This window comes from Phenylobacterium sp. (genome assembly GCF_024508875.1).
In the GTDB taxonomy this organism is placed as follows: domain Bacteria; phylum Pseudomonadota; class Alphaproteobacteria; order Caulobacterales; family Caulobacteraceae; genus Phenylobacterium.
In genome coordinates this window covers 1-6664 of the sequence record NZ_JANINU010000126.1, presented here as the reverse complement: position 1 = coordinate 6664, position 6664 = coordinate 1, and the positions used below count along the sequence as shown (strand labels likewise).

At 67.6% G+C, this 6664-nt stretch carries 5 protein-coding genes and 1 pseudogene; 5 read left to right on the top strand and 1 reads right to left on the bottom strand.

From position 1 onward, the window contains the following. Nucleotides 1-64: 64 nt before the first annotated feature. The 4 genes from rplL (at nucleotide 65) to Q0L11_RS10930 (ending at nucleotide 3069) form a co-directional block, all read left to right on the top strand. Nucleotides 65-451: a 50S ribosomal protein L7/L12 gene (gene rplL, locus Q0L11_RS10945; protein WP_296597261.1), complete on the top strand. Its 387-nt coding sequence runs from the start codon at nucleotides 65-67 to the stop codon at nucleotides 449-451. Nucleotides 452-591: 140 nt separating this feature from the next. Beyond that, the gene (locus Q0L11_RS10940) at nucleotides 592-1041 is read left to right on the top strand and encodes a hypothetical protein (RefSeq protein ID WP_296597260.1); all 450 of its coding nucleotides are present in this window, start codon (nucleotides 592-594) and stop codon (nucleotides 1039-1041) included. Nucleotides 1042-1091: 50 nt separating this feature from the next. Continuing rightward, nucleotides 1092-2168, top strand: a complete 1077-nt coding sequence (locus tag Q0L11_RS10935; RefSeq protein ID WP_296597259.1) for an AraC family transcriptional regulator — start codon at nucleotides 1092-1094, stop codon at nucleotides 2166-2168. Nucleotides 2169-2259: 91 nt separating this feature from the next. Further along, nucleotides 2260-3069: a sterol desaturase family protein gene (locus Q0L11_RS10930; protein ID WP_296597258.1), complete on the top strand. Its 810-nt coding sequence runs from the start codon at nucleotides 2260-2262 to the stop codon at nucleotides 3067-3069. On the opposite strand, the gene Q0L11_RS10925 is transcribed toward Q0L11_RS10930, so the two are convergent. Continuing rightward, nucleotides 3066-4601: a hypothetical protein gene (locus Q0L11_RS10925; RefSeq protein ID WP_296597257.1), complete on the bottom strand. Its 1536-nt coding sequence runs from the start codon at nucleotides 4599-4601 to the stop codon at nucleotides 3066-3068. The genes Q0L11_RS10930 and Q0L11_RS10925 overlap by 4 nt on opposite strands. Nucleotides 4602-5120: 519 nt before the next feature. Here Q0L11_RS10925 and Q0L11_RS10920 point away from each other — a divergent pair. After that, a pseudogene (locus tag Q0L11_RS10920) lies at nucleotides 5121-6664 on the top strand (DNA-directed RNA polymerase subunit beta); the annotation flags it as partial.

Below are 6664 nucleotides of genomic sequence, written 5' to 3'. Positions count from 1 at the left end.
CGCCGCCAAAGACGCCGCCTGATCGTCACTTCCCGACAAACCTCTCTCTTAAGGATCAAACCACATGGCCAATCTCGAAAAGCTGGTCGACGACCTGTCCGCCCTGACCGTCCTGGAAGCCGCTGAGCTGTCCAAGCTGCTGGAAGAAAAGTGGGGCGTCAGCGCCGCTGCTCCGGTCGCCGTGGCCGCCGCTCCGGCCGCCGGTGGCGGCGCTCCGGCCGAAGCCGCCGAAGAGCAAACCGAGTTCACCGTTGTTCTGACCGCCGGTGGCGACAAGAAGATCAACGTGATCAAGGAAGTCCGCGGCGTCCGTCCGGACCTCGGCCTGAAGGAAGCCAAGGACCTCGTCGAAGGCGCTCCGCAGAACGTGAAGGAAAACGTTTCCAAGCAGGAAGCGGAAGAAATCAAGAAGAAGCTGGAAGAAGCCGGCGCCACCGTCCAAATCAAGTAGTTGGACGGCGTCGACAGACGCTTCTGAAGATCGAGGGCCGGGAGCGATCCCGGCCCTTTTTCTATGCCCCCGAATGGGGGAGGGCATGTCGTGTCGCCCGCGCCAGGGTGAGGTCCTCGACTTGGGGGCTTGTGCAGGCGATGGCCAAGAAATCGATGCTGGCGGTGCTGGTCGCGGGAGGCGCTTTGGCCACAGGCTCGCCGAGCGGGGCACAGACTGCAGACCAGTACAACCGCGCTGCCCAGGCCATCCAGATGTGCAGCTCGGCCATGGGCGCGATGATCCCGGAATGCGCCAGGCTGCGCGGGCGGCCCGTCGTGGGCGCTGGCCCGGGCGCCGTGCCGGGCGCGCTGGGGCCCGGCAAGGCCGCGGCGGCGGCGGGGATCTTCAGCCTGCTGAGCCAGGCCCAGGCGCAGGCCGCGCCGGCGCCCGCGGCCACGTCCGCGGTCAATCCGGCGGCGATCCAGCAGGCGATCGCCACCTGTGTGCAGAACGCGCGGGGGAACGAGACAGCGATCCAGGCGTGCCTGCGCATCGCCGACGCCGCCAAGGGCCCGTCGTCGTCGTCGTCGTTGGGCGCGCTGCGTTAGATGAACTGAGCTTCACTGGGCGTGCCGTCACGGCGTGGTAACGTCGAAGCGTGCCGACGTCCCTGACCCTCATCGACATGTTCGTACGCGGCGTGGCCGCCGGCGCCATGATCGTCACGGGCCTTGCGCTGCAGGGCAGCGGGCTCGCCGGCCGTGTGCGGCTGGCCGGCGGGCTGCTGAGCCTGTCCATCGCCTGCTGGCTCATCACCGAGTCGCACACGCTGTGGACCGCGTTCGGCGATTTCTATCCGCTGGTGGCGCCTGCCTACGCCGTCGGAGCCATCTTCTGGCTGTTCGTGCTGACCGTCTTCGACGACCGGCCGCTGACGCCGGCCACCTGGATCCCCTGCGCGATCCTCTTCGTCTCAGGCGTCGTCTGCGAGTTCCTTCCCGACCCCACGCGCTGGCCGCTCTGGATGGCCCGGAACATGTTCAGCGGACTCCTGCTGATCCACGCGGCCTATGTGATCGTCCGCGGGTGGTCGGGCGACCTGCTCGAACAGCGGCGTCGCCTCCGCGCGCCCGTCCTCGGTTTCGCGGCGTTCTACGGCCTGACCAACGTGGTCATCGGGCTCGCCAATCGCATCGACCCGCACGAGGCGTGGCTGCAATGGACGGCCGGATGGCCGGGAGGCGGGGCGATCTTCGCCCTGATCGTCATCGCCGCCGCCGTCGTCTTCCTCCAGCCGCGGCCCTCCCTGTTCGGCGCCACGCGGCGCGAGACTCCCGGCGCCGACGCCCGGGCGGAGACGGCCGACCGGGTCATGGCGGGCAAGCTCAACGCCCTGATGGCCGCCGGCGCCTGGCGGCAGGAGGGCCTGACGATCGGCGCCCTGGCGCGCGAGATGGGCGAGCCCGAGCACCGGCTGCGGCGGCTGATCAACCAGCGCCTGGGGCACCGCAACTTCGCCGACTTCGTGAACGGCTACCGGATCGACGCCGCCAAGGCGCGCCTCGGCGATCCCGACGAGGCGCGCACCACGGTGGCGGCGATCGCCTTCGACCTGGGCTACGGGTCGCTGGGGCCGTTCAACCGCGCCTTCCGGGCGGCCACCGGCGCAACGCCGACCGAGTGGCGCCGCCAGGCGCTGCTGCAGGCCTCGCCGGAATTGCAGGAAGCCGTCTGATTTCAAAATCGGCGAGGGTGCTTCGCCCGCGGCGAGACCACCCGAGGCCGCGCCGGCCCCATGGAGCCTCTAACGACCACGAGGTGACCCCATGCCATCCTCCATCGCCGACTTAGCGCACATCTGGCTGCGCGAGCTCGAACCCACCCTGACCCGCTACGTGATCTTCACGTTCGGGGTCTGGCTCCTGCTGTGGGTGGGGCTGCGGCCCTTGCTGCGGGCGCGGAAGATCCGCGAGGAGACCCCGCCGCCGAAGCAGCTCGCCACGGAACTGATGTTCTCGCTGCGATCGATGGCGATCTTCGCGACGATGGGCGTGGTGATGACCCTGATGTACCGCGCGGGCCTCTATCCGCTGGGCGCGATCGCGGATTCCTGGGGTCCCGCCTGGTTCGCCGTTTCCCTGGTCGCCGGGATTGTGGGGCTCGACGCCTGGTTCTACTGGACCCACCGGCTCATGCACGACCCGCGGCTGTTCCGCCGTTTCCACCGGCGCCACCACCGCAGCAACAACCCGTCGCCGTTCACCGCCTACAGCTTCGACGTGGGCGAGGCGCTGGTGCTGATCGGCTATGTGGTGGTCTTCCCGATGGTGTTCCCGATGTCGTCCGGGGCCATGCAGTGGGTGATGCTCTACCAGATCGTCACCAACACCCTGCTGCACTCGGGATATGAGCTGATGCCCGCCCGACGCGACGGACGGCCGATGCTGGACTTCATCGTCACCACCACCCACCACGACCTGCATCACGCCCAGGCCGGCTGGAACTACGCCGCTTGGTTCACCTGGTGGGACCGCTGGATGGGCACCGAGCACCCGGAATACCTGGCGCGCTACGCCAAAGCGGCCTGGCGGCCCTTCGCTGGGCGTCGGGACGCCGAGGTCGCCAGCTCGATCTAGCGTTCGGGGCAGACGGCCCGCATGCGAAGCTCGCGATCGGTCGCTGCGCCGGTCGCGAGCCGCTCGGCCATCCGGGACTCGGCGGCGCCGTCTTCAGGCTTGGCGTAGATTACCTTCTCCCAGAACGCGCGGTCGTCGTAGCGCGCCCGGGCCGCCTTCTTCTGAGCCGCGATCGCGCGAAGCTCACGGATGCGGACAGCGGTCTGGGCGTCGTCGATCGCCAGTAGCGCGCAATTGCGCGCCAGTTCGAGACTGCGGCGCTGGTCGGCAGCCTCCAACTCGCGGCTGGCCTTGACGTCGAGAGCTTCCGCGGCCTTCGCGATCTTCGCCAGGTTCTCGTCGGGCGCCGGGGTGGGCGGTCCAGGGTTGCGGATGATGATGGACTTGAGCTGCGGGATGAGGATCTGTGGATTGCCCTCGCCGGAAGCTTTTCCGCGCGCATCCCGCAACGTCTTTGACAGCTCGGTGATGCTGTTTTCCAAGCGCGTGATCGCCTCCGGGCTGAGCGACTCCCGCTCAAGCACGCGCGCCTCGCTCTCGCGGGTGAGCGTTTCGCGCAGACCAAGCTGCCGTGGGCTCAGGCTGACGACTGCGGGGAGCCCCTTCGCAGCCAAGTCGGCGTCCTGCTTGCTGCGCGCAGCCTGTACTTGCTGGGTAGCGCCGACACCGACCAGCGCCAAGCTGAGCGCCGGCGCGACCGCCTTTTCCAGGAATCCGACGCTACTGTTGGCCGCAGTTATGTTGATCCGGGGGAAGTACGCTCCGAAGAGACAGAGAAAGATGCCTCCTAGCGTCATCGGAAGCAGGCCGCTGGGCAGTGCAGGGGGCTGCTTGCGGACCCACCACATCATCACGGCCTGCCGCGTTGGCGCGTGGGCGGACAACTGCTGGGTAACTTCAGTGGTCGAGGCCCGGGTCTCGCCCGACGCGTAATCTTCTTTGCTGGTGGCCGTGCGGTCTACACGGACAATCTGCGGGGGTGCGGACGCCACGGCCGGCGCCGCCGTGGGCAGCGTCAGGGCGAAGAGCTCGTAATTGGGCGTTCGGCGCGCTGCGGCGGCCAGCAAGAACAACAGGATCGCCGTCGCCACCAGTGCGCCAAAGGCCCAGGGGAGGTAGGTCATCCGCGCCTTACGGTGGGCCTCATCCTCCCGCCGCTGGCGGGCTTGGCGTTCTTGCTGTTCCTCGGTCCAGCGCTGCGCCTCCAGTGCGTGCCGCTCCGTCGCTCGAAGGTTGCGTGGGATTGGAAGCCGAGGCGGCTGCGGCGGAGGATCGTCCACCACCGGGTTCAGCGCCTGAAAGATCGCGATCGCCGCGACGGCCGCTGGGGCCAGCAGGATATAGGGCTGCAGATAAAGGGCGTCGACCCCGCTTTCAGGACGCCACTTCTCGCGCAGCGTCGCGATGGCGATCGCCACCACGCCGACCCCGACGGCCGTGATGAAGCCGCCCATGATGCGCCACGTGTGGCGGTCCTGGGCCGTGACGATGTTGTCCGACGCCTTTGCGTCGGGCGCAGCTTCGCCCGCCATGTTGCTCCCCCATCCCCGACGGCCCGCCGCCGTCCCCCGCGATCACATTGTTCCGCGAAAATGGAAGTTGCAAGATGTGGGATCGCAACCGTAGGCCGCGACTTCGAGGCGCGGGGAACTCTCAGGCAGCCTCGTTGGTTCTGGTGAGGCGAGACGGAAGTCAGCATGACGGCCCGGGATACGCCCGGGACACCCGACGGGACGGCGCGGAGGACACGGCTCCGCGTCGTCTCTCGCGTCCGAGGCGCATTTTTCCGGGGGCAGGGGGCTTCACAAAGCGCCCGAAAGCGCCTATTTCCGCCCGTTCGCGAAACACCTTTCCGATTCACATCTTTCGATGCGGCCTTCGCGCGTGCAGGCCCCGAGGCATGGTCCGTCGCCCTCCGACCATGCGAAGGGGCGCTCCCGACGACACGGGGAGCATTCCAGCGTCCGGCTCCCGCCAGGGGGTCCGTAGGGCGGACGCAGGATGAAGCACTCGGCGCCCGGAGTCCCTCCGTGCGTCATCAAGGGATCAAAATGGCGCAATCCTTCACCGGTAAGAAGCGGATCCGGAAGTCGTTCGGCCGCATTCCCGAAGCCGTGCAGATGCCGAACCTGATCGAGGTTCAGCGCTCCTCCTACGAGCAGTTCCTGCAGCGCGAAGTCCGCGCCGGCGAACGCCGCGACGAGGGCGTGGAGGCGGTCTTCAAGTCCGTCTTCCCGATCAAGGACTTCAACGAACGCGCGGTGCTCGAGTACGTCTCGTACGAGTTCGAAGAGCCGAAGTACGACGTCGAGGAATGCGTCCAGCGCGACATGACCTATGCCGCGCCGCTGAAGGTGAAGCTGCGCCTCATCGTCTTCGAAACGGACGAAGAGACCGGCGCCCGCTCCGTGAAGGACATCAAGGAGCAGGACGTCTACATGGGCGACATCCCGCTCATGACGGAGAAGGGCACCTTCATCGTCAACGGGACCCAGCGCGTCATCGTCTCCCAGATGCACCGCTCGCCGGGCGTCTTCTTCGACCACGACAAGGGCAAGACCCACGCTTCGGGCAAGCTCCTGTTCGCCGCGCGCGTGATCCCGTACCGCGGCTCGTGGCTCGACTTCGAATTCGACGCCAAGGACATCGTCTATGTCCGTATCGACCGCCGCCGTAAGCTTCCGGCGACGACCTTCCTGATGGCGCTGGGCATGGACGGCGAGGAGATCCTCTCGACGTTCTACGAGACCGTGCCGTACGAGAAGAAGAAGGGCGGCTGGGCCACTCCGTACAAGGCCGAGCGCTGGCGCGGCGTGAAGCCGGAGTTCCCGCTGATCGACGCCGACAGCGGCGAAGAGATCGCGCCGGCCGGCACGAAGATCTCGGCGCGTAACGCCAAGAAGTTCGCCGACAACGGCCTGAAGACCCTGCTGCTGGCGCCCGAGGCCCTGAACGGCCGCTACCTGGCGCGCGACCTGGTCAACATGTCGACCGGCGAGATCTACGCCGAAGCCGGCGATGAGCTGGACGCCGGCCTGATCGCCTCGCTGGAAGAGCAGGGCTTCACCACGCTGGAAGTTCTGGACATCGACCACGTGACGGTCGGCGCCTACATCCGCAACACCCTGCGCATCGACAAGAACACGGTCCGCGAGGATGCGCTGTTCGACGTCTACCGGGTCATGCGTCCGGGCGAGCCGCCGACGGTGGAAGCCGCCGAGGCCATGTTCAAGTCGCTGTTCTTCGACGGCGAGCGCTACGACCTGAGCTCGGTCGGCCGCGTGAAGATGAACATGCGCCTGGAGCTGGACTGCCCCGACGACGTGCGCATCCTGCGCAAGGAAGACGTGCTGGCGGTGCTGAAGACGCTGGTTGGGCTGCGCGACGGCCGCGGCGAAATCGACGACATCGACAACCTGGGCAACCGCCGCGTCCGCTCGGTGGGCGAGCTGCTGGAGAACCAGTACCGCGTCGGCCTGCTGCGCATGGAACGCGCCATCAAGGAGCGCATGAGCTCGGTCGACATCGACACGGTCATGCCGCACGACCTGATCAACGCGAAGCCGGCCGCCGCGGCCGTGCGCGAGTTCTTCGG

Excerpts from the sequence above, each read along its gene's own strand:
- rplL (WP_296597261.1), top strand. The coding sequence starts at position 65 with ATGGCCAATCTCGAAAAGCTGGTCGACGACCTGTCCGCCCTGACCGTC.
- Q0L11_RS10940 (WP_296597260.1), top strand. The coding sequence starts at position 592 with ATGGCCAAGAAATCGATGCTGGCGGTGCTGGTCGCGGGAGGCGCTTTG.
- Q0L11_RS10930 (WP_296597258.1), top strand. The coding sequence starts at position 2,260 with ATGCCATCCTCCATCGCCGACTTAGCGCACATCTGGCTGCGCGAGCTC.
- Q0L11_RS10925 (WP_296597257.1), bottom strand. The coding sequence starts at position 4,601 with ATGGCGGGCGAAGCTGCGCCCGACGCAAAGGCGTCGGACAACATCGTC.